This window comes from Streptomyces actinomycinicus, assembly GCF_016741775.1.
Lineage (GTDB): Bacteria > Actinomycetota > Actinomycetes > Streptomycetales > Streptomycetaceae > Streptomyces > Streptomyces actinomycinicus.
Genome location: NZ_JAERRK010000009.1, coordinates 48,432 through 72,934 on the forward strand (window position 1 = coordinate 48,432; position 24,503 = coordinate 72,934).

Below are 24,503 nucleotides of genomic sequence, written 5' to 3' on the forward strand. Positions count from 1 at the left end.
AGGTGAACGCCGGGACGTGAGCCGAGCCGTCGGCGGCCCAGCCGGCGGGTCCGCGTACCCCGGCCGACCGCCGCCGTGAGGAAAACAGGTGGTCGGCCAGGGTCCGGCCGGGAAGAATCGCCAGCATGTTCGTGACGATCTCCACCACCGGAACGGCCGGGAACCCGGCCACCGATCTGGGGTATCTGCTGCACAAGCACCCCGGCAAGGCACAGGCGTTCTCCACCTCGTACGGCACGGCGCACGTGTTCTACCCAGAGGCGGAGGAACAGCGCTGCACGGCCGCTCTGCTGCTGGAGACCGACCCGGTCGCCCTGGTCCGGCGCGGCAAGGGCAAGGGCCGCGGCGGCGCGCCCGACGCTGCCCTCGCCCAGTACGTCAACGACCGCCCCTACGCCGCCTCCTCGCTGCTCGCGGTCGCGCTGAGCACCGTGTTCTCCAGCGCCCTGCGCGGTGTGTGCAACGCCCGCCCGGAGCGTGCCGCCGCCCCGCTGCCGCTGCGCATCGAGGTCCCGGCGCTGCCCGCCCGCGGCGGACCCGGCCTCGTACGCCTGCTCTTCGAACCGCTCGGCTGGTCGGTGACCGCCGACCCGGTCGCCCTGGACACCGAGTTCCCGGAGTGGGGCGACTCGCGGTACGTCCGGCTCGTCCTGGAGTCCGAGGCGCTGACCCTCGCCGAGGCGCTGCGCCACCTGTACGTGCTGCTGCCGGTGCTCGACGACGCCAAGCACTACTGGGTCTCCTCCGAGGAGGTCGACAAGCTGCTGCGGGCCGGTGAGGGCTGGCTGCCCACGCACCCGGAGCAGCAGCTCATCACCAGCCGGTACCTGTCCCGCCGCTGGTCCCTGACCCGGCAGGCGAGGGAGCGGCTGGAACTGGTGCGCCTCGCCGAGGCCGACGACAGCGAGGTCGAGGACCTCGACAACGCGGTCCCGCAGGAGACGGACGGCGAGGCCGAGGAGAAGCCGGCCCCGCTCGCCGTGCAGCGCCGGGAGGCGATCGTCGCCGCCCTGCGCGCGTCCGGCGCCGCCCGGGTGCTCGACCTCGGCTGCGGCCAGGGCCAGCTGGTGCAGGAGCTGCTGAAGGACGTGCGGTTCACCGAGGTCGTCGGGGTCGACGTCTCCGTGCGGGCCCTCACCATCGCCTCCCGCCGGCTCAAGCTGGACCGCATGGGGGAGCGGCAGGCGTCCCGCGTGAAGCTGTTCCAGGGCTCGCTCGCCTACACCGACAACCGGCTCAAGGGCTACGACGCCGCCGTGCTCAGCGAGGTCGTCGAGCACCTCGACCTGCCCCGGCTGCCCGCCCTGGAGTACGCCGTGTTCGGGCACGCGCGTCCCCGCACGGTCCTCGTGACCACCCCGAACGTCGAGTACAACGTCCGCTGGGAGACCCTGCCCGCCGGACACGTCCGGCACGGTGACCACCGCTTCGAATGGACCCGCGAGGAGTTCCGCGGCTGGGCGGCGGACGTCGCCGGACGGCACGGCTACGGCGTGGAGTTCGCCGCCGTCGGCCCGGACGACCCGGAGGTCGGTCCGCCCACCCAGATGGCCGTGTTCCACCGCAACGACCGCACCGGCACCGAGAAGGAGGCGAAGGCCGCATGACCGGGAACCGCACGGGACGGGAACTGCCCGTCACCGACCTCTCCCTCGTCGTCCTCGTCGGCGCCTCCGGTTCCGGCAAGTCCACGTTCGCCCGCCGGCACTTCAAGCCGACCGAGGTGATCTCCTCGGACTTCTGCCGCGGCCTGGTCTCCGACGACGAGAACGACCAGAGCGCCACCCGGGACGCCTTCGACGTCCTGCACTACATCGCCGGCAAGCGGCTGGCCGCCGGCCGCCGTACCGTGGTGGACGCCACCAGCGTGCAGCAGGACAGCCGCCGGCAGCTGATCGAGCTGGCCAAGAAGTACGACGTGCTGCCCATCGCCATCGTGCTGGACGTGCCGGAGGAGGTGTGCGCCGAACGCAACGCGGCCCGCACCGACCGCGCCGACATGCCCCGCCGGGTCATCCAGCGGCACGTGCGCGAACTGCGCCGCTCGCTGCGTCACCTGGAGCGCGAGGGCTTCCGCAGGGTGCACGTGCTGCGCGGGGCCGAGGAGGCCGCGAACGCCACCGTCGTCACCGAGAAGCGCTTCAACGACCTGACCCACCTCACCGGCCCCTTCGACATCATCGGCGACGTCCACGGCTGCTCGTCCGAACTCGAGGCCCTGCTCGCCGAGCTGGGCTACGTGGACGGTGTGCACCCCGAGGGCCGTACCGCCGTGTTCGTCGGCGACCTCGTCGACCGCGGCCCGGACAGCCCGGGGGTGCTGCGCCGGGTGATGGCGATGGTGAAGTCGGGCGACGCGCTGTGCGTGCCGGGCAACCACGAGAACAAGTACGGCCGCTACCTCAAGGGCCGCAACGTCCAGCTCACCCACGGCCTCGCCGAGACCGTCGCGCAGATGGAGGGCGAGAGCGAGGAGTTCAAGGCCGAGGTTCGGCAGTTCCTGGACGGACTGGTCAGCCACTACGTCCTCGACGGCGGCAGGCTGGTCGTCTGCCACGCGGGCCTGCCCGAGAAGTACCACGGCCGCACCTCCGGCCGGGTCCGCTCGCACGCCCTGTACGGCGACACCACCGGCGAGACCGACGAGTTCGGGCTGCCGGTGCGCTACCCGTGGGCGGAGGACTACCGGGGCCGCGCCGCGGTGGTCTACGGCCACACTCCCGTCCCGGAGGCCACCTGGCTCAACAACACCATCTGCCTGGACACCGGTGCCGTCTTCGGCGGCAAGCTCACCGCGCTGCGCTGGCCGGAGCGGCAGCTGGTCGACGTACCGGCCGAGCGGGTCTGGTACGAGCCGGCGAAGCCGCTGCGCTCGGAGGCGCCCGGCGGGCACGACGGCCGGCCGCTGGACCTGGCGGACGTGCACGGCCGCCGGGCCGTGGAGACCCGGCACGCGGGCATGGTGGCGGTCCGGGAGGAGAACGCGGCCGCGGCCCTGGAGGTCATGAGCCGCTTCGCGACCGACCCGCGCCTGCTGCCGTACCTGCCGCCGACCATGGCGCCGACGGCGACCTCGCAGGTCGAGGGGTACCTGGAGCATCCGCGGGAGGCCTTCGCGCAGTACGCGGCCGACGGGGTCGCGCGGGTCGTGTGCGAGGAGAAGCACATGGGCTCGCGGGCCGTGGCCCTGGTGTGCCGGGACGCGGAGGCGGCCCGGAAGCGGTTCGGCGTCGGGGACGCCTCCCGTCCGGGCGGCCACGAGAGCGGAACGGGCCCCACCGGCTCCCTGTACACCCGTACCGGCCGGCCGTTCTTCGACGACGAGAAGGTGACCGAGGAGATCCTCGGCCGGCTGCGCTCGGCGATCACGGACGCCGGACTGTGGGAGGAACTCGGCACGGACTGGCTGCTGCTGGACGCCGAGCTGATGCCCTGGTCGCTGAAGGCCTCCGGCCTGCTGCGCAGCCAGTACGCGGCCGTGGGCGCCGCCTCCGGGGCGGTGTTCCCGGGTGCGCTCGCCGCACTGGAGGCCGCCGCGGCCCGTGGCGCCGACGTGGCCGGACTGCTGGAGCGGCAGCGGGAACGGGCCGGTGACGCGGCCGCGTTCACCGCCGCCTACCGCCGTTACTGCTGGACCACCGAGGGCCTGGAAGGGGTCCGGCTGGCTCCTTTCCAGCTCCTGGCCGCCCAGGGCCGCAACCTCGCCGTGCTCCCGCACGACGGGCAGCTGGCCCTGATCGACCGGATGGTGGAGCACGACGGTACCGGGCTGCTGCAGACCACCCGGCGGCTGTACGTCGACACCGGCGACCCGGAGTCGGTCGGCGCGGGCGTCGACTGGTGGCTGGAGATGACCGGCCGCGGCGGCGAGGGCATGGTCGTCAAGCCGCTCGGCGCGCTGGTCCGCAACGCCGAGGGGCGCCTGGTGCAGCCCGGCGTCAAGTGCCGGGGCCGCGAGTACCTGCGGATCATCTACGGTCCCGAGTACACCCGGCCGGACAACCTCGCCCGTCTGCGCCGGCGCTTCCTGAACCACAAGCGGTCGCTCGCGCTGCGCGAGTACGCCCTGGGCCTGGAGGCCCTGGACCGGCTCGCGGACGGGGAACCGCTGTGGCGGGTGCACGAGGCCGTGTTCGGGGTGCTGGCGCTGGAGTCGGAGCCGGTGGACCCGCGCCTGTAGGCGGCCCGTCACAGATCGCCCTTGTGTCGCACACAGTTCTGTCCATATGGTGGACGGCCGTGCGGCACAAGGGTGTTCGCGCGTCGTGAGGGGAGCGGTGGGCGTGGAGATCAAGAAGGTCGTGGTCCGCGAGGACCAGCAGAGCACCACCCGCCGGCCGGCCATCCTGGAGAAGCGGCCGACCCGCTGAGACCATGCGCGTCCATCTGGTCACGATGCCGTGGCATCCGCTCGACCTGCCCTCGCTGCAACTGGGCCTGCTGAACCGGATCGTGCGGGAGGCCCGGCCCGGCGACGAGGTGACCGAGTTCCACGGCTCGCTGCGCTGGGCCGAGTTCCTGCTGGAGCGGTCCGGCGGCCGGCTGCGGCCGGCGGACTGCGTGGAGGTCGGCAGCGACGCGATCTTCCACGGCCTCGGCGACTGGGTCTTCTCCGGAGCCCTGTACGACGACCCCGGCTGGGGTCTGGCCCGGCTGCGGGATTACGCGTCCGGCCGGGGCGTCCCCGTCGAAACGGCCGTCGCCATGCGCCCGTACGCGGCCCCCTTCGTCGACGCCTGCGCCACCGAGGTGCTGGCCGCCGAGCCGGACGTGGTCGGTTTCACCACCACCTTCATGCAGAACGTCCCCTCGCTCGCCCTGGCCCGTGAACTCAAGCGAAGACGCCCGGGGTTGACGATCGTCCTCGGTGGCAGCAACTGCGACGGTCCCATGGGACACGCCCTGCACCGCAACCACCCGTTCGTCGACCACGTGGTCCGCGGCGAGGCCGAGCACGCCTTCCCGGCCCTGCTGCACCACCTGGACGCGCGCACCGGGCCCGCGGACGTCCCGGGCCTGTGCTGGTGGGACGGCCCGGTGTCCCGGGCCAACCCCGAGACCCGGCGGACCGTTCCCCCGGCCGACATCCCCTCGCCCGACTACGACCAGTGGCAAGCCGCCCTGGACGCCTCCCCGGTGCAGGAGCACATCCATCCGAAGCTGGTCGTGGAAGGCGCCCGCGGCTGCTGGTGGGGCGAGAAGCACCACTGCACGTTCTGCGGGCTGAACGGCTCCGCCATGGCCTTCCGGGCCAAGCCGGGGGAGCGGCTGTGGGCAGAGATCGACCGGCTGGTGCGCCGGCACCGCATCCTCGACGTGGTCACCGTCGACAACATCATCGACATGGCCTACTTCCGTGACTTCCTGCCCCGCGTGGCCGCGAGCGGCTGGGACCTGCGGCTGCACTACGAGGTCAAGTCGAACCTCACCCCCGCCCAGCTCCGGCTCCTCGGCGACTCGGGCACGGTGCACATCCAGCCCGGCATCGAGAGCCTGGGCAGCCGCGTCCTGGACCTGATGGACAAGGGCGTCACCGGCGCCCGCAACGTCCGCACCCTGCGCGAGTGCGAGAACCACGCCCTGACCTGCTCCTGGAACCTGCTGTACGGCTTCCCGGGCGAGAGTGCCGACGACTACACGCCCGTCATCGACCAGCTCCCGGCCCTGGTGCACCTGCAACCGCCCAGCGGGGCCCACCGCATCCAGCTGGAGCGGTTCAGCCCGCACTTCACCGACCCGGGCCTCGGTTTCGGCAAACGCCGCCCGGCGCAGATGTACCAGCACGTGTACGACCTGCCCGAGGACGAACTCGGCGACCTGGTCTACCTCTTCGACACCGAGGACGCGGGCATCGCCGGCCCGGTCGAGCAACGGCTCACGGACGCCGTGGCCGCGTGGCGGGCCGGGCACGCGCACTCGCGGCTGCTGTTCGAGGAGGCGGGCGCGGAACTGCTGGTGCACGAGCGGCGGCACGGGCGTCCGCCCGGCACCCACCGGTTCGCCGGCTGGCGCGCCGCGGCCCTGCGGGGCCTGGAGGACGGCCGTACCGTCCCCGCGCTGCACCGGCTGCTGACCGCCGACGGCCACGGGATGGCGGTGCAGGAGCTGACGGACTGGGTCCGGCAGGCCTTCGCCCTCGGCCTGTTGTTCCGTGACGGCGCCACCTACGTCTCCCTGCCGACCTGGGGCGAACCGGTGCGGCTGCCCGAGGGGGGCCGGTGAGCGGGCTGCCCGGCGCCGTGCCGCACCGGCTCACCGGGCGCCGGGTGGAGACGGCCGCGCCCCTGGACATCGGCGGGACCGGGCGCGGGACGGCGGAGGCGGTGTGCTTCCTGCGCGAGTGCCAGGGCCGCGGTCTGCGGGTGACCTGGCGGGCGACGGGCACGCCCGGGTACGACCCCGGCATCCTGCACCACCTGCCCCCGCCGGCCGAACTACCCGCGTCCCTGGCCCTGTTGGAGGCGTGGCGGGCCGACCACGCGCACGGCATCCTCTACCACCGGCGCGGCCCGGACTTCGTCACCGTGCTGGACCGCAGGGAGCGGGGCACGGCCGTCCGGCTCACCCTGGACCACCCCCGCCTCGTCGCCGCCTTCCTCCGGCTGCTGGAGCCCACGCCCGTGGCCGCCCTGGACCCTGCCGAGCGCGAGGCGCTCGGTCTCCTCACGGCCGAGCGGCTGGTCCTGGCCACCGGCGGATGGGCGGTGACCCTGCCCCCACGCCTCCGGCAGTGGCCGGTGCCCTGCACCGCCATCTGACGCCCCGCCCGGCACCGCCGCCCCGGCCCGCCCCCGCCGGCCGGGCGACCGGAGCCGCCGCGTGCGGTCTCGCCGGCCCGCCGGGCTGCCGCCGCCCCGGTCCGCCCCCGCTAACAGGCCAGCCGCAGCCGCTGCCCGCACACCCCGACCCGGACCGTCTGCCCCCAGGTGAGCTGGAGCGCGTCCGTCTCGATGCCGTCGCCGAACGCGATCAGCCGGTCGGACTCGACGGTCACCGTCAGCGCCGACGAGACCCCGAGTTCACCCGCGACCAGGCTCGTCCCGGTGGCCGGTGACGGCCAGGCCTCCCGCACGAACCACACCAGCCGGTCCTCCGTGGGGGAGGGCAGCGCGAGCCGGCCGCCACGCTCCTGCCACACCGAGCGCAGCCAGCCGGTCGCGCCCGTGCCGGTGCCCACCAGCACGCCGGAGGAGGCCTGGGCCTCGGCGGCACCCCCGTCGCCGTCGAGTCCCAGGCGGTAGCGGGCGGTCTGGTGGCCCGGCGTGCCCAGGTAGATCTCGTTGAGGGCCACCAGCCGCTGGGTGTCGTCGGCGACGGCCTCCACCATGGTCAGTTCGTCCACCGCCGTCCCCGCCGGCAGCAGCTTCGCCGCGTCCCGCGGACGGTGCCGGACCAGCACACCGGGGTTGCGGCCGGGGTCGGCGTCGATGCCGATCACCCGCTGGCCGGTGAGGTACTTGGCGGCGTTCGCCACCAGTCCGTCCTGGCCGACGACCACGACCACGTCCTCGGGAGCGAACAGGAACCGGTCCAGATCCGCCCGCTCGACGCGTGCCTGACGCCAGGTCAGCGGGACCGCGGCGGTGACCTCGGCCAGCGCCCGGCGGGCCCGGCGGTGCCGTCCGGCGACCTCCTCGATGTCCCGGCCCCGGGAGGCGAGGAAGAAGGCGGCCTGACCGTGCGTGCCGTGCCGGGCCACCAGCTCCTCGTACTCCGTGGTGCGGTGCACCAGTACGGCCCGCGGGGCGAGGCTCACGCCCCGGCCTCCGGGTCGCCGCCGAGCTTCGCCAGCAGCCCGGTCAGCACGTCCGGGGAGACGGTCACGCTGTCGATCCGGGGCAGGTTCTCGGCCAGCCGGGTCGCGGTGAGCGCCCGGAGCGTCGCCGCGCCCTCGACACCGGCCTCCGCGTGCACCCGCAGCCAGGCCGCCTGGGCCGCGGCCCGTGCCTCGCCGACCTCACGCGCCCCCTCGGCCTCCGCACGGGCGGCCCGCACCGCCCGGGCCGCGTCCGCCTCGGCGAGCTTGAGGGTGCGGGCCGCCTCGGCCTCGGTGAGGGCGGCCGTCCGCGCGGCCTCCGCCTCGGCGAGCCTGACGGAGCGCGCGGCCTCCGCCTCGGCGAGCTTGACGGAGCGCGCGGCCTCCGCCTCGGCGAGCTTGACCGAGCGGGCGGCCTCCGCCTCGGCGAGCTTGACCGAGCGCGCCGCCTCGGCGTCGGCGCGCACCGCGTCCGCGGCCGCCTGCTCCTCCGCCTCGCGGCGCGCGTTGGTGCCGCGCTGCTCGACCAGCTGCTCCTCCCGGCGGGCGAGTTCGATCTTGCTGGCCAGTTCGTTCTCGGCGATGGCGCGTTCCCGCTCGACCGCCACGGCCCGCCGCTCGTAGGTGGCCCGGTCGGCGTCCTGCTGGATCTGCTCCCGGGCCGGCGTGCGCAGGGCCCGCTCCACCTCCGGCTCCGGCCGCACCGCCATCACCCGCACCGCCACCACCTCGATGCCGGTGGCCGGCAGCCGCGGTTCGGTGCCCAGGCCCGCCGCGACCCGTTCGCGCACCGCGGCCACGCCGTCGACCAGCGCCGCCGACAGCGGCGTACGGGCGAGCACGTCCAGCGCGTGCTGCTGCGCCGTCTCGGTGAGCAGGGTGCCGAGCTGCTCCAGCGGGGTGCCGCGCCAGACGCCCGTGTCAGGGTCGATGGAGAAGTCCAGCCGGGCGGCGGCCAGCGCCGGGTCGCCGATCCGGTAGGTGACCGTCGCCTGCACCGTGACGTCCTGGAAGTCGGCCGTACGGGCGTGGAAGGTCATGGCCAGTTCGCGGTCGTCGACCGGGATCTCGGAGAGCGCGGCGGTCAGGGCCCGGTACCAGAAGCTGAGCCCGGGGCCGTCATGCACCAGCTTGCCGCCGCGGTGGTGCCGGATGTGCGCCGTCGGTGTCCCGCGCAGGTGGCGCCGGCCCAGGCGCCGGGTGATGTCGGCCATCGGTCCCCCTTGTTTTCGTCATGAAGACGATAAAAGATCACGCCGCTTGTCGTCAAGGGGACGAGAAGTGGAGGGTGCGGAAACCGCCGAGACGCGGGTGAAGCGGGGGCCCGGCGGCCAGGATGGAGGCATGGGATTCCATGTCGACTCCGAGGCCGGGCGGCTGCGCCGCGTCATACTGCACCGGCCGGATCTGGAGCTCAAAAGGCTCACCCCCAGCAACAAGGACGCCCTTCTCTTCGACGACGTGCTCTGGGTGCGCCGGGCGCGCGCCGAGCACGACGGGTTCGCCGACGTCCTGCGCGACCGCGGGGTCACCGTCCACCTCTTCGGTGACCTGCTCACCGACACCCTGGAGATCCCCGAGGCGAGGGCGCTCGTCCTGGACCGGGTCTTCGACGAGAAGGAGTACGGCCCCCTCGCCACCGACCACCTGCGCGCCACCTTCGACCGGATGACCCCGGCCGGACTGGCCGAGGCCCTGGTCGGCGGGATGACCAAGCGGGAGTTCCTGGCGGCCCACGCGGAGCCGACCTCGGTCCGCTTCCACGTGATGGACCTGGACGACTTCCTGGTCCCTCCGCTGCCCAACCACCTGTTCACCCGCGACACCTCGGCATGGATCTACGACGGCGTCTCCATCAACGCCATGCGCCGGCCCGCCCGGCAGCGGGAGACCGTCCACTTCGAGGCGATCTACCGGCACCACCCGCTGTTCCGCGAGGAAACGTTCCGCGTCTGGTCCCGGGGGCAGGCGGACTACCCCTCCACCATCGAGGGCGGCGACGTCCTGGTGATCGGCGGCGGTGCCGTCCTGATCGGCATGAGCGAGCGCACCACCCCGCAGGCCGTGGAGATGCTGGCGCACAAGCTGTTCGCGGCCGGCTCGGCGCGTACGATCGTCGCGCTCGACATGCCCAAGCGGCGCGCCTTCATGCATCTCGACACGGTGATGACCATGGTCGACGGCGACACCTTCACCCAGTACGCCGGCCTCGGCATGCTCCGCTCGTACACCATCGAGGCCGGTGACGGGGAGCGGGAGCTGAAGGTCACCGACCATCCGCCGGAGCACATGCACCGGGCGATCGCCGCCGCGCTCGGCCTCGGCGAGATCCGGGTGCTGACCGCCACGCAGGACGTGCACGCGGCCGAACGCGAGCAGTGGGACGACGGCTGCAACGTGCTCGCCGTCGAGCCCGGTGTCGTCGTCGCCTACGAGCGGAACGTCACCACCAACACGCATCTGCGCAAGCAGGGCATCGAGGTGATCGAGATCCCGGGCAGCGAACTGGGCCGGGGCAGGGGCGGGCCGCGGTGCATGAGCTGTCCCGTGGAACGAGATGCCGTATAGAAATGTGAAGGGTCGTATAGAATTCCAGAGTCCCCTGTAGTCGTACCTCTGGAGCGCCCGCCATGGCGACAGTCCCGACCGCCCTCGCCGGCCGCCACTTCCTCAAGGAGCTGGACCTCACCGAGGAGGAGTTCCGCGGCCTGGTCGAGCTGGCAGCCGAGCTGAAGGCGGCCAGGAAGGCGGGGACCGAGACCCAGTATCTGCGGGGCAGGAACATCGCGCTCATCTTCGAGAAGACCTCGACGCGCACCCGCTGCGCGTTCGAGGTCGCCGCCGCCGACCAGGGCGCCCACACCACCTACCTGGACCCCACGGGCTCCCAGATCGGACACAAGGAGTCCGTGAAGGACACCGCCCGCGTCCTCGGCCGGATGTACGACGGCATCGAGTACCGCGGCGACAGCCAGGCCAAGGTCGAGGAGCTGGCCGCGCACGCCGGCGTGCCCGTCTACAACGGGCTCACCGACGACTGGCACCCCACCCAGATGCTCGCCGACATCCTCACCATGACCGAGCACAGCACCAAGCCGCTGCGGAAGATCGCCTTCGCCTACCTCGGCGACGCCCGCTTCAACATGGGCAACTCCTACCTGATCACCGGCGCCCTGCTCGGCATGGACGTACGGATCGTCGCCCCGAAGACCTACTGGCCCGCCCAGGAGATCGTCGACCGCGCCCGCGAACTGGCCGCGACCAGCGGGGCCCGCGTCACGCTCACCGAGGACGTCGCCGAGGGTGTCGCGGGCGCCGACTTCGTCGCCACCGACGTGTGGGTCTCCATGGGTGAGCCCAAGGACGTGTGGGCCGAGCGGATCACCGCCCTCGCCCCCTACGCCGTGACCATGGACGTCCTGCGCGCCACCGGCAACCCGGACGTGAAGTTCCTGCACTGCCTGCCCGCCTTCCACGACCTCGGCACCAAGGTCGGCCAGGAGGTCTTCGAGGCCCACGGCCTGCGGTCGCTGGAGGTGACGGACGAGGTCTTCGAGTCCGCCCACTCGGTCGTCTTCGACGAGGCCGAGAACCGCCTGCACACCATCAAGGCCGTGCTGGTGGCCACACTGGCCGGGGAAAGCCTTGCCTGACCCGGCTCACCAGGCCTTATCCTGACCGGCGGCCCGGAGCCACCCCTTTTTCCGGAGCCGCCGCCGCGCCGCAACGACAGGCGCCCGCACCACCAGAAACGAGCACCACCCGCATGCCCGCTCCCCGTATCAAGTCCCCCCACCTGCTCGTCGCCGAATCCGGCGCGGACCGCGAGGGACACGGCCTGAAGCGCACCATGGGCCTCTTCCAGCTCATCTGCTTCGGCGTCGGCGCCATCGTCGGTACCGGCATCTTCGTCGGCCTCTCCGACTCCGTCGCGCAGGCCGGCCCGGCCGTCGTCGTCTCCTTCGTCCTCGCCGCGATCACCTGCGTCTTCACCGCACTCTCCTTCGCCGAGCTGGGCGGCGCGATCCCGGTCTCCGGCTCCTCGTACTCCTTCGCCTACGCCGGCCTCGGCGAGACCACCGCCTTCCTGGTGGGCTGGTGCCTGCTGCTGGAGTACGGCATCTCCATCTCGGCCGTCGCGGTCGGCTGGAGCCAGTACGTCAACGAGCTGCTGCACAGCCTCACCGGCTGGCAGCTCCCGGCCGCGCTGTCCGCCGGCCCCGGCGACGGCGGCGTCGTCAACCTCCCGGCCGTGATCGTCATCGCCATGGCCTCCGTGCTGCTGGTGCGCGGGGTGCGGGAGAGCGCCCGGGCGACGGCCGCCATGGCCGCAGTCAAGCTGGTGATCCTGATCGCCTTCTGCGCCATCGGCTACAGCGCCTTCAAGGACGGCAACCTCACCCCGTTCTCGCCGGCCGGCCTCGGCGGCATCGGCGCGGGCACCACCGCCGCGTTCTTCTCGTACATCGGCTTCGACGCGATCACCACCGCCGGCGAGGAGGCCAAGAACCCGCGCCGGGACATCCCCGTCGCGATCCTCGTCTGCATGGGCCTGGTCACCCTGCTGTACTGCGCGGTCGCGCTCGCCGCGATCGGCGCCATCGGCGGTGACCAGGTCGCCGGCCGGCCCGCCGCCTTGTCCTACGTCGTCAACGAGGTCACCGGCTCCGCCGTCGGCGGCGGTGTGATCGCCTTCGGCGCGGTCGTCGCCATCGCCTCGGTCGTCCTCGCCGTGATGTACGGCCAGACCCGCATCCTGATGTCGATGTCCCGCGACGGCCTGATCCCGCGGGTCTTCGAGAAGGTCTCCCCGAGGACCTCCACGCCGGTCGCCGGCACGCTGATCGTCGCGGTCGTCTTCGCGGTCCCCGCGGCCTTCGCCTCCCTCGACGCCGTGATGAACCTGTGCACCATCGGCACCCTCGCCATCATGGCCGTCGTCAACATCGCGGTGATCGCCCTGCGCCGTCGCGAGCCGGGCCTGGCCCGCAGCTTCCGGGTGCCGCTCTACCCCGTGGCCCCGCTGCTCGGCGTCGCCTTCTGCCTGTACCTGATGTACGAGACCGGCTGGCAGACCTGGCTGCAGTTCGCCGTCTTCCTCGTGGCCGGCCTGCTCGTCTACGCCGCCTACGGCCGCCGGCACTCCACGCTGGCGACGCAGAGCGCCCGCGAGGTCACTCCGGACGCCGCTGAGCGGGAACCGCAGGCAGTCTGAACCACACCGCCTTGCCCGACGGGGTGGGGCGGTGACCGCAGGACGAGCTGAGGGCGCGGATCAGCAGCAGCCCGCGCCCGCCCTCCTGCCACACGTCGGGCTCCTCGATCACCGGCCGGGTCAGATGACCGGGGGGTGCCGGGTCCGGGTCGTGCACCTCGACCTGGCAGCCACCCGGCAGCAGCTCCACGACCAGCTCTATCGGGCCGCGCCCGGCGGTGTGCTCCACAGCGTTGGCCACCAGCTCGGCCGTGAGCAGCTCCGCGGTGTCGCAGTCGGCCGGGTGCTCCACCTCGGTGAGCGCCGTACGCACCAGGGCGCGCGCCACGGGCACCGCCGCGGTGGTGTGCGGCAGTGCGATGCGCCAGGAGGCCGGTTCGGCGGAGCGTTCGTGCAAGGCGAGTCCGTTCATGGAGCAGGCTGTCCTGCTTTCAACCGTAGGCATGGTACGGGGCCCGGTCCCGGGGACCGTGGCCGGGCACCGGCCGGGACGTTCGCCCCGGCAAGGGGCGCCCTACCCGCCGGGGCGGCCCGCCTCGCCGCCAGGGGCCCCTTGTTACGGCCCTGTCGCCGACCGGTGACGGATGTGACCGGGACCGGCCGGCACGGATCGGCATGTCGCGTGCCCGTGACGACAGTCACAAACAAGTGATAGCTTCGTAGGGCAGAGCAACGTACGGCACGCCGACCGAGGAGGCCGCACGTCATGAGTCCGTTCACCGGCTCCGCCGCCCGTACCTCCGACTGGGAGCACCTGCGGGTCCGGATCGCCGACGGGGTCGCCACCGTCACCCTCGCCCGCCCCGAGAAACTCAACGCGCTCACCTTCGGCGCCTACGCCAACCTGCGCGACCTGCTCGCCGAACTGTCCCGGGAACGGTCCGTACGCGCCCTGGTACTGGCCGGCGAAGGACGCGGTTTCTGTTCCGGCGGTGACGTCGACGAGATCATCGGTGCCACGCTCTCCATGGACACCGCCCAGCTCCTGGACTTCAACCGCATGACCGGCCAGGTGGTCCGGGCGATCCGCGAATGCCCGTTCCCCGTGGTCGCCGCCGTCCACGGGGTGGCCGCCGGCGCGGGCGCGGTCCTGGCCCTCGCCTGCGACTTCCGGATCGCGGACCCCTCGGCCCGCTTCGCCTTCCTCTTCACCCGGGTCGGTCTGTCCGGCGGCGACATGGGCGCGGCCTATCTGCTGCCCCGCGTCGTCGGCCTCGGCCACGCCACCCGCCTCCTCATGCTCGGCGAACCGGTCCGCGCCCCCGAGGCGGAGCGCATCGGCCTGATCAGTGAGATGACGGAGGAGGGCCGGGTGGACGAGGCGGCGGCGGCGCTCGCCCGCCGGCTGGCCGACGGCCCGGCCCTGGCGTACGCCCAGACGAAGGCCCTGCTGACGGCGGAACTGGACATGCCCCTGGCGGCAGCGGTGGAGCTGGACGCGTCGACGCAGGCGCTGCTGATGAACGGCGAGGACTACCACGAGTTCCACGCGGCGTTCACGGAGAAGCGCCCCCCGAAGTGGCGGGGACGGTGACGGTGCCCGCCCAAGGGGCGCGGGGAACCGCGCGACGGGCCACGACGGACCCACGGCCGGGAGCGAGGCGCAACCGCTCCCTTCGGGTGGCGGTCATCGGCGGCGGCCCCGGCGGGCTCTACGCCGCCGCCCTGCTGAAACGGCTGGACCCCGCGCGGGAGGTCACCGTCTGGGAACGCAACGCCCCCGACCAGACCTTCGGCTTCGGCGTGGTCCTGTCCGACGAGACCCTCGGCGGCATCGAACACGCCGACCCCGTCGTCTACGAAGCCCTCCGGCGCGACTTCGTCCGCTGGGACGACATCGACATCGTGCACCGGGGCGTTCGGCACCGCTCCGGCGGCCACGGATTCGCCGCGCTGGGCCGGCACCGGCTGCTGGAGATCCTGCACGAACGCTGCCGCTCACTCGGCGTGGACCTGCGTTTCTCCACCGAGGCCCCGCCCGTCGACCGGCTCGCGGAGGACCATGACCTGGTCATCGCCGCCGACGGTGTGCACAGCACCACCCGTGAACGCTACGCCCATGTGTTCCGCCCCCATGTGACCGAACACCACTGCCGCTACATCTGGCTCGCCGCCGACTTCGCCTTCGACGCCTTCCGCTTCGAGATCACCGAGACCGAACACGGCGTGATGCAGCTGCACGGCTACCCCTACGCCCACCCCTCGCCCGGCCACCACCCCGCGCCGATGCCCCCCGGGACCCAGGACCGGTCCGGCGCCTCCACCGTGATCATCGAGATGCGCGAAGAAGTCTGGCTGGCTGCGGGATTCGCGCAACTCGACCCGCAGGAGACCCTCGAACGCTGCGCCAAGATCTTCGCCGACGCGCTCGGCGGGCGCCCGCTGCGCTCCAACAACTCCGCCTGGACCACCTTCCGCACGGTGGCCTGCGAGCAGTGGTCGCACGGCAACGTCGTCCTCCTCGGCGACGCCGCCCACACCGCCCACTTCTCCATCGGCTCGGGCACCAAGCTCGCCGTGGAGGACGCCCTGGCCCTGGCCGCCTGCCTGACGGAACAGCCGGACGTGCCCCGTGCCCTGGCGGCCTACGAGGAGGAGCGCAAGCCCGTCGTCGCCTCCACCCAGCGGGCCGCCCGGGCCAGCCTGGAGTGGTTCGAGAACCTGCGGCTCTACCTCGGCCAGCCGCCGCGCCAGTTCGCCTTCAACCTGCTCACCCGCAGCCGCCGCGTCACCCACGACAACCTCCGGCTGCGCGACCCCCACTTCACCGAGGGAGTGGAGCGCGAGTTTGGCTGCCCGCCCGGCACCCCACCGATGTTCACGCCGTTCCGGCTGCGCGGCCTGACCCTGCGCAACCGGGTGGTCGTGTCACCGATGGACATGTACTCCGCCACCGACGGCGTCCCCGGCGACTTCCACCTCGTCCACCTGGGGGCCCGCGCCCTCGGCGGGGCCGGCCTGGTGATGACCGAGATGGTGTGCGTCAGCGCGGAGGGCCGCATCACCCCCGGCTGCGCCGGCCTCTACACGGGCCGGCAGGCCGAGGCGTGGCGGCGCATCACCGACTTCGTGCACCGCCGGGCGCCGGGCACCGCGATCGGCGTCCAGCTGGGCCACTCCGGCCGCAAGGGTTCCACGAGGCTGATGTGGGAGGGCATGGACGAACCGCTGCCCGAGGGCAACTGGCCCCTCGTCGCCGCCTCCCCGCTGCCGTACCGGCCCGGCGGCCAGACCCCGCGCCAGCTCACCCGCGCCCAGCTCACCGACGTCCGCGAGCAGTTCGCGGCCGCCGCCTGGCGGGCCGCCCGGGTCGGCTTCGACCTGCTCGAACTGCACTGCGCCCACGGCTACCTGCTCTCCGGCTTCCTCTCCCCGCTCACCAACCGGCGCACCGACGCCTACGGCGGCTCGCTGGAGCGGCGGCTGCGGTTCCCGCTGGAGGTCTTCGACGCCGTACGCGGGGTGTGGCCCGCGGAGCGGCCGATGACGGTGCGGATCTCGGCCACCGACTGGGCGGAGGGCGGGACGACCGCTGAGGACGCCGTCCGGATCGCCCGCGCCTTCGCCGCGCACGGCGCCGACGCCATCGACGTCTCCACCGGGCAGGTGGTGGCCGAGGAGGCGCCGGAGTACGGCCGGTCGTACCAGACGCCGTTCGCCGACCGCATCCGGCAGGAGGCCGGCGTCCCCGTGATCGCGGTCGGCGCGATCTCCTCCTGGGACGACGTCAACTCGCTCATCCTCGCCGGGCGCACCGACCTGTGCGCACTCGCCCGCCCGCACCTGTACGACCCGCACTGGACCCTGCACGCGGCGGCCGAGCAGGGCTACGAGGGCCCGGGCGCAGGCTGGCCCGCACCCTACCGGGCCGGCAGCCGGCGCCCGCAGACCGGCCGCACCGACGCCCCCAGGCCCCGCCTGTCGCTCGGCGGCTGAGAGCCGCCCTGCCCGCCGGGTGCGGCCCCGGGCGACGGGCGGGTGCCTTTCCCGGTCACCCCGCCCGGGCTCCGTCAGAGCCCCGTGAACGCGGCGCCCGCGTCCCGCAGCCGCCGGTGCAGAGCCCGGAACACCTCCGCGGAGCGGACGCCCGGCCAGTCGGCGGGGAGCAGGCGGGTGGGCAGGCCAGGGTCGGTGTAGGGGAGGTGGCGCCAGGAGTCGAGGGCCAGGAGGTAGTCGTGGTAGGCCTCCTCGGCCGGGGTGTCCGGGCGCCGCTCCCAGGCGTGCAGCACGGGCGCGTGCGCGTCCAGGAAGCGCTCGTGCTCCTTGGCGATCGCGGCCAGGTCCCACCAGCGGCCCACCGCCTCCGCCGTCGGGGCGAAACCCAGGTGCTCGCCGCGGAAGAAGTCCACGTACGGATCCAGGTGCAGCCGGCGCAGGGTGTGCTCCGTCTCCTCGTACAGCCGGGCCGGGCCGATCCACACCCCCGGAGCCGCCGTGCCGAAGCCCAGCCGGGCCAGCCGGGAGCGCAGCACGTGCCGCTTCTGCCGCTCCGACTCGGGCACCGAGAACACCGCGAGCACCCAGCCGTCGTCCTCGACGGGCGCGGTCGCGTAGATGCGCCGGTCACCGTCGTCCAGCAACTGACGTGCCTCGGGGGAGAGCCCGTACCCGGCCGCGCCGGACTCCGTGCGGGCCGGCAGCAGCAGGCCGCGCCGTTTGAGCCGGGACACCGAGGAGCGCACGGAGGGCGCGTCCACGCCGAGCGCGGCCAGGAGCCGGATCAGCTCGGCGACGGGCACCGGACCGGGCATGAAGCGGCCGTACGCGCCGTAGAGCGTGACGATGAGGGACCTGGGGGCGTGCTGCTCGGACACGTTGATCATTTTAGGTCTTCGATATCACTGCCCGTCACCTTCGGTGCGCAGCCGGAACCGCTGCACCTTGCCGGTGGCGGTGCGGGGCAGCGCGTCGAGGAAGACGAACTCGCGCGGGCATTTGTAGGGCGCCAGTTCGGCGCAGAGGAAGGCGCGCAGCGATTCCGGGTCGCGCCGGGCTCCGTCGCGCAGCACCGTGTAGGCCACGGCCACCTGGCCGCGGGTCTCGTCGGGCCGGCCGACGACCGCCGTCTCGGCCACGTCCGGGTGGCGCAGCAGCGCGTCCTCCACTTCCGGGCCCGCTATGTTGTACCCGGCGGAGATGATCATGTCGTCGGCGCGGGCCACGTAGCGGAAGTAGCCGTCGCTCTCCCGGACGTACGTGTCTCCCGTGATGTTCCAGCCGTCGCGGACGTAGTCCCGCTGCCGCGGATCGGCGAGGTAACGGCAGCCGACCGGCCCGCGCACGGCCAGCAGCCCGGGCTCACCGTCGGGCACGGGCCGTCCGCCGGTGTCCTGGACGCGGGCCTGCCAGCCGGGTACCGGGACGCCGGTCGTTCCGGGCCTGATGTGCTCGTCGGCGGCGGAGACGAAGATGTGCAGCAGCTCGGTGGCGCCGATGCCGTTGATGATGCGCAGGCCGGTGCGCCGGTGCCAGGCCTGCCAGACGGACACGGGCAGGTTCTCGCCGGCCGACACACAGCGCCGCAGCGACGAGACGTCGTGGCCCTCCAGCGCGTCCAGCATGGCGCGGTAGGCGGTCGGCGCGGTGAACAGGACCGAGACGCGGTGCTCGGCGATCGCGGGCAGCAGCTGTCTGGGGCTCGCCTGTTCCAGGAGGAGGGTGCTCGCACCGGCGCGCATCGGGAAGATCACCAGCCCGCCGAGGCCGAAGGTGAAGCCGAGCGGGGGACTGCCGGTGAAGACGTCGTCCGCACGGGGCCGCAGCACATGTCTGGAGAAGGTGTCGGCTGTCGCCAGCACATCCCGGTGGAAGTGCATGCACCCTTTCGGGCGACCCGTGGTCCCGGAGGTGAAGGCGATCAGGGCCACGTCGTCGGACGCCGTGTCCACCGCCGGGTAGGGGGTGGCGGGCGCCGGGCGGTGCAGCAGGTCGTCGGTACCGTCGCCGCCGTACGTCGTGATCCGCAGCCCGGCTATCCCCGCCTTCGCCAGGTCGTCCACCGCGCGGATGTCGCACAGCGCGTGCCCGATGCGGGCGATCTCGCACACGGTGGCCAGCTCGTGCGGCCGTTGCTGGGCCAGCACGGTGACCGCGACCGCGCCCGCCTTCAGCACGGCAAGCCAGCAGGCGGCGAGCCAGGGGCTGGTGGGGCCGCGCAGCAGGACCCGGTTGCCCGGGACCACGCCCAGGCCGGTGGTGAGGACGTGTGCTATCCGGTCGACGTGCGCGCGCAGTTCGCCGTAGGTCCAGGTGGGGCCGGCCGCGGTGTGGAACGCCGGGCGGGCGGGGTCGGCGTGCTCCAGGAGTTCCGCGGCGCAGTTCAGCCGATCGGGGTAGAGCAGCTCCGGCAGGTCGAACCGCAGCTCGGGCCACTCGTGGGGCGGGGGCAGATGGTCGCGCGCGAACGTGTCGACGTGGGCCGAGAGATGCATGGTGGTCCGCCCCCTTGCCGTGACGGATGTCCAGACGGGCTTCCTGGTGGGCTCGCGCTTTGAGCGTATCGTGTTGGTGACGGCAGTCAACTGTGCGCGATAACGTCGTGGGGGCAGGTGGGCACGGCCCGCCTCGAAGGCCAGGGGGACGGCCGGCGCGGTCGCCCCCGGACGAGGGGGACGGCCGTGCGGTGCGTCCCACGACGAGCGGGGACGGCCGTGCGGTGCGTCTCCCGACGAAGGGGACGGCCGTGGCGGTCCGTTCCCGGGCGACGGGGAAGGCCGGGCCGGCGTCCCCGGAGGGAGGACCGGCTGTGTCTGCATTCTCACTCGGACCGGAGCAGATCGCCTGGTGTGCCGAGCTGCGCACACTCGCCGCCGAACGGCTCCGCCCGCTCGCCGGCCGGGGTGAGCCCGGCCGGGTCGACCGGCCGCTGCTCGCCGAACTCGGCCGGCTCGGTCTGCTCGCCCGGCTGTTCGACTCCGGTGCACTGGACCTGTGCCTGATGCGCGAGTCCCTGGCCCAGGCCTGTACCGAGGCCGAGACCGCCCTCGCCCTGCAGGGGCTGGGCGGTCACCCGGTGCACGCGCACGGCACCCCGGCCCAGCGCGAGCGCTGGCTGCCCCGGGTCGCCGACGGCAGCGCGGTCGCCGCCTTCGCGCTGAGCGAGCCCGGCGCCGGTTCCGACGCGGCGGCGCTGTCCCTCGCCGCCGAGCCCGACGGCGCCGGCGGCTGGCGGCTCACCGGCGCCAAGTGCTGGATCTCCAACGCCCCCGAGGCCGACTTCTACACCGTCTTCGCCCGCACCACGCCCGGCGCCGGAGCCCGTGGCGTGACCGCCTTCCTGGTCCCCGCCGACCGGCCGGGCCTCACCGGCAGTCCCCTGGAGATGCTCTCGCCGCACCCCATCGGCAGCCTCGACTTCGACGCCGTGCCGGTCACCGCCGACGACGTGCTCGGCGCGCCGGACCGCGGCTTCGCCGTCGCCATGGGCACCCTCAACCTCTTCCGGCCCAGCGTCGGCGCCTTCGCGGTCGGCATGGCCCAGGCCGCCCTGGACGCCACCGTCGGCCACACCAGCCGGCGTGAGGCCTTCCAGGGCAGGCTGATGGACCTTCAGGCGGTGTCCCACCAGGTCGCGGAGATGGCCCTGCGCACGGAGGCGGCCCGGCTGATGGTGTACGCGGCCGCGTCGGCGTACGACGCCGCAGCCGCCGACGTCCCGCGCCGCGCCGCGATGGCCAAGCTGCTCGCCACCGAGACCGCGCAGTACGTGGTCGACACCGCCGTCCAGCTGCACGGCGCCCGCGCCCTGCGCCGCGGCCACCTGCTGGAGCACCTGTACCGCGAGGTGCGCGCCCCCCGCATCTACGAGGGCGCCAGCGAGGTGCAACGCGGCATCATCGCCAAGGAGTTGTACACCGCCGCACAGAAGGAGGCCAGGTGACCAACGAGCGCGTCAACCCGCCCGGACTGTCCCCGCCCACGGGCTTCTCGCACGCCGTCGTCGCCGCCGGCACCCGCGTGGTGTTCCTCGCCGGACAGACCGCCCTGGACACCGACGGCAAGATCACCGGCGACACCCTTCCCCGGCAGTTCGAGAGGGCCCTGCACAACCTCCTCACCGCCCTGCGCGCGGCTGGCGGCACCCCCGCGGACCTCGCCCGGGTCACCGTCTACGCCACCGACGTCGCCGCGTACCGGGCGCAGGCGCGGCAGCTCGGCCGGATCTGGCGGGAGTCGGCGGGCCGCGACTATCCCGCGATGGCCGTCGTGGAGGTCGTACGGCTCTGGGACGAGCAGGCGCTGGTGGAACTGGACGGGTTCGCGGTGCTGCCGTGACACCTGGCCCGCGCAGACCGCCGGGCTCATGGGCACCTCAGGGCGTCGTACGCCCCTTCCGGCCGGACGGTTCCATGACGCGCCACCGTTGGAGTGACGGTCACGCCCGGCGGCACGGCCGCCCGGTACCCCTGGAAGCCCTCGATCCCATGGAACCGGGAGGTTTCCCATGCCCGTACGCCCCGCCCTCACCGCGGCCCTCGGTGCCGCCGCCCTGCTGTGCGCCGCCGGCCCCGCCACCGCCGGCCCGGCACCCGCCGAGACCATCACGATCGATCCGGCCGGCCGGATCGCCTCCGACGGCACGGTGTGGCTCTCGGGCACCTACCGCTGCACCGGCAGCACCGGACCGGTCTTCGTCAGCGCCGCGCTCAGCCAGGCCGACCCCGGCGTCCACCACTCCGTCGGCGGCAGCACCGCCCGCTGCGACGGCGCCGAACACCGCTGGGAGAACTCCGGGGACCTCACGGCCCTGAAGCTGAAGGCGGGGTCGGCACACGTCCAGGTCACCCTCACGGAGCTGCGCCCGTCGGGCCTGATCCCGCTGCCCGCCTTCCACGCGGTCGCCGACAAGGATGTCACCCTCACCCAGGAGTGACCCCGGGCACCGCCGCCCGGCCACCGTCCGGCCCCTGGCCGAGGGGGCCGGACCTCTGCCGGCTCGCGGCGAACCCGGCCCGAACTTATGCCGGCTCGCGGCGAACCCGGCCCGGACTTATGCCGGCTCGCGGCGAACCCGGCCCGGACCTCTGCCGGCTCGCGGCGAACCCGGCCCGGACCTCTGCCGGCTCGCGGCGAACCCGGCCCCGACGCCCCCTGGTTCAGGCGCGGCTGAACCCGTCCCGGTCCGGCGGAGCGATCCTGCGCCGGACGCTCGGCGGGGACACCGGGCCGCCCGGCCGGCGCAGGGCGGCGACGAACTTGTAGCGGGAACCGCGGTAGACCGAGCGCACCCATTCCACCGGGGTGCCCTCCGCGTCCCGCGAGTGCCGGGACAGCAGCAGCATCGGCAGCCCCACGTCGGTGCCGAGCAGCTGTGCCTCGCGCGGGGTCGACAGCGAGGTCTCGATGGTCTCGTCGGCCTCGGCGAGATGAACGCCGTACACCTCGGCGAGGGCCGTGTAGAGCGAGGGGTACGTGGTCAGGGACCCGCGCAGGCCGGGGAAGCGCCGCACGGACAGGTGGGTCGTCTCGATCGCCATCGGGTCGCCGCTGGCCAGCCGGAGCCGCTCGATGCGCAGCACCCGCTCGCCGATCCCGGTGCCCAGCAGGCCCGCCAGCTTCTCGTCCGCGGGCACCTCCCCGACGTCCAGCATCTGCGAGGCGGGGGTCAGGCCCTGGGCGCGCATGTCCTCGGTGTGCGAGGTGAGCTGGAGCGTCCGGTACAGCTTGGGCTGGGCGACGAAGGTGCCCTTGCCCTGGATCCGGTCGAGGCGGCCCTCGCCCACCAACTCCTGGAGCGCCTGCCGGACGGTGGTCCGTGAGGTGTCGAACCGTACGGCGAGCAACCGCTCCGCGGGCATGGCCGACCCGGGCTGCAGGGCCTCGGCCATCCCGAGCAGTTGCTGTTTGATCCGGTAGTACTTCGGCACGCGCGCGGTGCGGCCGGCCGCCCCCCTGCGCGGCTGGGCGCTGCTGACGTCGGTGGTCATGCCTGCCTTCCCGGCTGTGTCGATGGGCTCCCGTTATAGCGACCAACTGCCGTATGGTCTAGTCCAACTGAACGGTCCGGGGCGAAAGGGGCGGAGGCGGACGGACGCACTCCGGTGACTTTCTCGTAACGGCAGGTACCGGCTTCCCGAACCACCCTTGACACTCCAAAAGGTCTAGGCCAAGCTCCACCGTACTGGTCTACACCATTAGTGGCCAGGTCCCGAGCCCTACGTGCAACAGCGTCGTACGCAGGTCACCGCCGAGGGCGTGGGGGGTTAGTGGCATCCCTGAGGAGGGTGGCGTGAAGCGCAAGCTTGCGGCCGCGATCGTGATCGCGGGCATGATGGTCTCCGTGTCGGCGTGCGGCGGAGACGACGGCGACGACAGCGGCAAGAACGCGGGACCGGACAGCTTCAAGGGCCAGACGCTGACGGTCTGGGCGATGGACGGCTCCACGCCGGACCAGTGGGTGAAGGACGTCACGGCGGCGTTCGAGAAGAAGACCGGCGCCAAGCTGAAGTTCGAGACGCAGAAGTGGGACGGGATCCAGCAGAAGATCACCACCGCCCTCTCCGAGTCCACCCCGCCGGACGTCCTGGAGGTCGGCAACACCCAGACCCCGGCCTACGCGGCCACCGGGGGCCTCGCCGACCTCAGCGACCTCAAGAAGGAGATCGGCGCCGACTGGACGCCGTCGGTCTCGCAGTCCTCGGTCTACGAGGGCAAGCAGTACGCGGCCCCCTGGTACTTCGCCAACCGCGTGGTCATCTACAACAAGAAGATCTGGGCCCAGGCCGGCATCAAGGACACCCCGAAGACCCGGGACGAGTTCTTCCAGGACCTGGAGACCATCGGCAAGAAGACCGACGCCGAGCCGCTCTACCTGCCCGGCCAGAACTGGTACTTCTTCGACGGCCTGACCATCGGCCAGGGCGCCGACCTGGTGAAGAAGGACGGCGACAAGTACGTCTCCAACCTCGGTGACCCCAAGGTCGCCAAGGCCATGGACATCTACAAGAAGTACGCCTCCTACTCCAAGGCCCCCAAGGACAAGGACGAGGCCACCCCGCAGCAGGCCGAGGTCTTCGCCAAGGGCAAGACCGGCGCCTTCATCGGCATGGGCTGGGAGGCCGGCACGGCGATCCAGGCCAACAAGGCCATCGAGAAGGACCTGGGCTACTTCACCATCCCCGGTGAGAGCGCCGGCAAGCCCGAGGGCGTCTTCCTCGGCGGCTCCAACCTCGCCGTCGCCCAGGGCAGCGGGAAGCAGGCCCTGGCCAAGGAGTTCCTGAAGATCGCGCTGTCCGACCAGTACGAGGGCGAACTGGCCAAGCTCAACGGCGTCATCCCGAACAAGCAGGCCCTGGAGTCCAACCTCAAGGGCAACGCCGTCGCCGAGGCCGCCGCTCCCGGTGCCGCCGCCGGTGGCACCACCCCGCTGATCCCCGAGTGGGGCGCGGTGGAGAACACCCCGAACCCGATCAAGTCCTACATGACGGCCGTGCTCAACGGTAAGTCCCCGGCGGACGCCGCCAAGCAGGTCGAGGCCGAGATCAACAAGCGCCTGGCCCAGCAGAACTAGACCCGTCGCCGGGGGCGCCACGA

The 24,503-nt window shown here is 73.0% G+C and carries 19 protein-coding genes; 13 read left to right on the plus strand and 6 right to left on the minus strand.

Annotated elements, in window-relative coordinates; genetic code table 11:
- Positions 1–125: 125 nt before the first annotated feature.
- From JK359_RS19570 to JK359_RS19585, 4 genes are all read left to right on the plus strand, one after another.
- Positions 126–1,607, plus strand: coding sequence for a 3' terminal RNA ribose 2'-O-methyltransferase Hen1 (locus JK359_RS19570; protein WP_201837287.1), 1,482 nt, complete (start codon positions 126–128; stop codon positions 1,605–1,607).
- Positions 1,604–4,180 (plus strand): polynucleotide kinase-phosphatase, encoded by a 2,577-nt coding sequence (locus JK359_RS19575; protein WP_201837289.1) that lies wholly within the window; start codon positions 1,604–1,606, stop codon positions 4,178–4,180. Before JK359_RS19570 ends, JK359_RS19575 begins: the two co-directional genes overlap by 4 nt.
- Positions 4,181–4,374: 194 nt before the next feature.
- On the plus strand, positions 4,375–6,222 hold the full coding sequence (locus JK359_RS19580; RefSeq protein WP_201837291.1) for a RiPP maturation radical SAM C-methyltransferase: 1,848 nt from the start codon (positions 4,375–4,377) through the stop codon (positions 6,220–6,222).
- On the plus strand, positions 6,219–6,758 hold the full coding sequence (locus tag JK359_RS19585) for a DUF5825 family protein (protein ID WP_307788181.1): 540 nt from the start codon (positions 6,219–6,221) through the stop codon (positions 6,756–6,758). The genes JK359_RS19580 and JK359_RS19585 overlap by 4 nt, the downstream gene beginning before the upstream one ends.
- A 110-nt stretch (positions 6,759–6,868) precedes the next feature.
- Here JK359_RS19585 and JK359_RS19590 read toward each other — a convergent pair whose 3' ends face one another.
- Positions 6,869–7,756, minus strand: a complete 888-nt coding sequence (locus tag JK359_RS19590; protein WP_201837293.1) for a hypothetical protein — start codon at positions 7,754–7,756, stop codon at positions 6,869–6,871.
- On the minus strand, positions 7,753–8,970 hold the full coding sequence (locus JK359_RS19595) for an SPFH domain-containing protein (RefSeq protein ID WP_201837295.1): 1,218 nt from the start codon (positions 8,968–8,970) through the stop codon (positions 7,753–7,755). The genes JK359_RS19590 and JK359_RS19595 overlap by 4 nt, the downstream gene beginning before the upstream one ends.
- A 130-nt stretch (positions 8,971–9,100) precedes the next feature.
- Between JK359_RS19595 and JK359_RS19600 the strand changes: the two genes are divergently transcribed.
- From JK359_RS19600 to JK359_RS19610, 3 genes are all read left to right on the plus strand, one after another.
- Positions 9,101–10,324 (plus strand): arginine deiminase, encoded by a 1,224-nt coding sequence (locus JK359_RS19600; RefSeq protein WP_201837297.1) that lies wholly within the window; start codon positions 9,101–9,103, stop codon positions 10,322–10,324.
- Positions 10,325–10,386: 62 nt separating this feature from the next.
- Complete coding sequence (gene argF, locus JK359_RS19605; protein WP_201837299.1) at positions 10,387–11,409, plus strand: ornithine carbamoyltransferase; 1,023 nt, start codon at positions 10,387–10,389, stop codon at positions 11,407–11,409.
- Between the two features lie 113 nt (positions 11,410–11,522).
- A complete protein-coding gene (locus JK359_RS19610) occupies positions 11,523–12,971 on the plus strand; it encodes an amino acid permease (RefSeq protein ID WP_201837301.1) in 1,449 nt (482 codons plus the stop codon).
- Here JK359_RS19610 and JK359_RS19615 read toward each other — a convergent pair.
- The gene (locus tag JK359_RS19615; RefSeq protein WP_201837302.1) at positions 12,931–13,383 is read right to left on the minus strand and encodes an ATP-binding protein; all 453 of its coding nucleotides are present in this window, start codon (positions 13,381–13,383) and stop codon (positions 12,931–12,933) included. The two genes, JK359_RS19610 and JK359_RS19615, sit on opposite strands and share 41 nt — an antisense overlap.
- Before the next feature lie 294 nt (positions 13,384–13,677).
- On the opposite strand from JK359_RS19615, the gene JK359_RS19620 reads away from it, so the two are divergent.
- Together JK359_RS19620 and JK359_RS19625 are read left to right on the plus strand one after the other, a co-directional pair.
- Positions 13,678–14,505 (plus strand): enoyl-CoA hydratase family protein, encoded by an 828-nt coding sequence (locus JK359_RS19620; protein ID WP_201837304.1) that lies wholly within the window; start codon positions 13,678–13,680, stop codon positions 14,503–14,505.
- Positions 14,490–16,907 carry a bifunctional salicylyl-CoA 5-hydroxylase/oxidoreductase gene (locus tag JK359_RS19625; RefSeq protein WP_443729085.1) on the plus strand — a complete coding sequence of 806 codons (2,418 nt, stop codon included), beginning with the start codon at positions 14,490–14,492 and terminating at the stop codon, positions 16,905–16,907. Before JK359_RS19620 ends, JK359_RS19625 begins: the two co-directional genes overlap by 16 nt.
- A 74-nt stretch (positions 16,908–16,981) precedes the next feature.
- Here JK359_RS19625 and JK359_RS19630 read toward each other — a convergent pair whose 3' ends face one another.
- Both JK359_RS19630 and JK359_RS19635 read right to left on the minus strand, forming a co-directional pair.
- Positions 16,982–17,794, minus strand: a complete 813-nt coding sequence (locus JK359_RS19630) for a PaaX family transcriptional regulator (RefSeq protein ID WP_201837306.1) — start codon at positions 17,792–17,794, stop codon at positions 16,982–16,984.
- Positions 17,795–17,809: 15 nt separating this feature from the next.
- Positions 17,810–19,402 (minus strand): AMP-binding protein, encoded by a 1,593-nt coding sequence (locus JK359_RS19635; protein ID WP_201837308.1) that lies wholly within the window; start codon positions 19,400–19,402, stop codon positions 17,810–17,812.
- A gap of 314 nt (positions 19,403–19,716) precedes the next feature.
- Here JK359_RS19635 and JK359_RS19640 point away from each other — a divergent pair, with 314 nt between their 5' ends.
- The 3 genes from JK359_RS19640 to JK359_RS19650 all read left to right on the plus strand — a co-directional run bounded on the left by JK359_RS19640 (position 19,717) and on the right by JK359_RS19650 (position 21,843).
- On the plus strand, positions 19,717–20,850 hold the full coding sequence (locus JK359_RS19640) for an acyl-CoA dehydrogenase family protein (protein WP_201837310.1): 1,134 nt from the start codon (positions 19,717–19,719) through the stop codon (positions 20,848–20,850).
- Positions 20,847–21,245, plus strand: coding sequence for a RidA family protein (locus JK359_RS19645; protein ID WP_201837311.1), 399 nt, complete (start codon positions 20,847–20,849; stop codon positions 21,243–21,245). Before JK359_RS19640 ends, JK359_RS19645 begins: the two co-directional genes overlap by 4 nt.
- Positions 21,246–21,414: 169 nt before the next feature.
- Positions 21,415–21,843 (plus strand): DUF6299 family protein, encoded by a 429-nt coding sequence (locus JK359_RS19650; protein ID WP_201837313.1) that lies wholly within the window; start codon positions 21,415–21,417, stop codon positions 21,841–21,843.
- Between the two features lie 223 nt (positions 21,844–22,066).
- Here JK359_RS19650 and JK359_RS19655 read toward each other — a convergent pair whose 3' ends face one another.
- Entirely contained in the window at positions 22,067–22,897 is an 831-nt protein-coding gene (locus JK359_RS19655; protein ID WP_201837315.1) for a GntR family transcriptional regulator, read from the minus strand.
- A 302-nt stretch (positions 22,898–23,199) separates the two neighbouring features.
- On the opposite strand from JK359_RS19655, the gene JK359_RS19660 reads away from it, so the two are divergent.
- Positions 23,200–24,480, plus strand: coding sequence for an extracellular solute-binding protein (locus tag JK359_RS19660; RefSeq protein ID WP_201837323.1), 1,281 nt, complete (start codon positions 23,200–23,202; stop codon positions 24,478–24,480).
- Positions 24,481–24,503 lie beyond the last annotated feature (23 nt).

What these genes read in the sequence shown, in the direction of transcription:
- argF (WP_201837299.1), top strand. Translation starts at nt 10,387, where the DNA reads ATGGCGACAGTCCCGACCGCCCTCGCCGGCCGCCACTTCCTCAAGGAG.
- JK359_RS19635 (WP_201837308.1), bottom strand. Translation starts at nt 19,402, where the DNA reads ATGCATCTCTCGGCCCACGTCGACACGTTCGCGCGCGACCATCTGCCC.
- JK359_RS19600 (WP_201837297.1), top strand. Translation starts at nt 9,101, where the DNA reads ATGGGATTCCATGTCGACTCCGAGGCCGGGCGGCTGCGCCGCGTCATA.
- JK359_RS19610 (WP_201837301.1), top strand. Translation starts at nt 11,523, where the DNA reads ATGCCCGCTCCCCGTATCAAGTCCCCCCACCTGCTCGTCGCCGAATCC.
- JK359_RS19650 (WP_201837313.1), top strand. Translation starts at nt 21,415, where the DNA reads ATGCCCGTACGCCCCGCCCTCACCGCGGCCCTCGGTGCCGCCGCCCTG.
- JK359_RS19615 (WP_201837302.1), bottom strand. Translation starts at nt 13,383, where the DNA reads ATGAACGGACTCGCCTTGCACGAACGCTCCGCCGAACCGGCCTCCTGG.
- JK359_RS19595 (WP_201837295.1), bottom strand. Translation starts at nt 8,970, where the DNA reads ATGGCCGACATCACCCGGCGCCTGGGCCGGCGCCACCTGCGCGGGACA.
- JK359_RS19575 (WP_201837289.1), top strand. Translation starts at nt 1,604, where the DNA reads ATGACCGGGAACCGCACGGGACGGGAACTGCCCGTCACCGACCTCTCC.
- JK359_RS19655 (WP_201837315.1), bottom strand. Translation starts at nt 22,897, where the DNA reads ATGACCACCGACGTCAGCAGCGCCCAGCCGCGCAGGGGGGCGGCCGGC.
- JK359_RS19570 (WP_201837287.1), top strand. Translation starts at nt 126, where the DNA reads ATGTTCGTGACGATCTCCACCACCGGAACGGCCGGGAACCCGGCCACC.
- JK359_RS19630 (WP_201837306.1), bottom strand. Translation starts at nt 17,794, where the DNA reads ATGATCAACGTGTCCGAGCAGCACGCCCCCAGGTCCCTCATCGTCACG.
- JK359_RS19580 (WP_201837291.1), top strand. Translation starts at nt 4,375, where the DNA reads ATGCGCGTCCATCTGGTCACGATGCCGTGGCATCCGCTCGACCTGCCC.
- JK359_RS19620 (WP_201837304.1), top strand. Translation starts at nt 13,678, where the DNA reads ATGAGTCCGTTCACCGGCTCCGCCGCCCGTACCTCCGACTGGGAGCAC.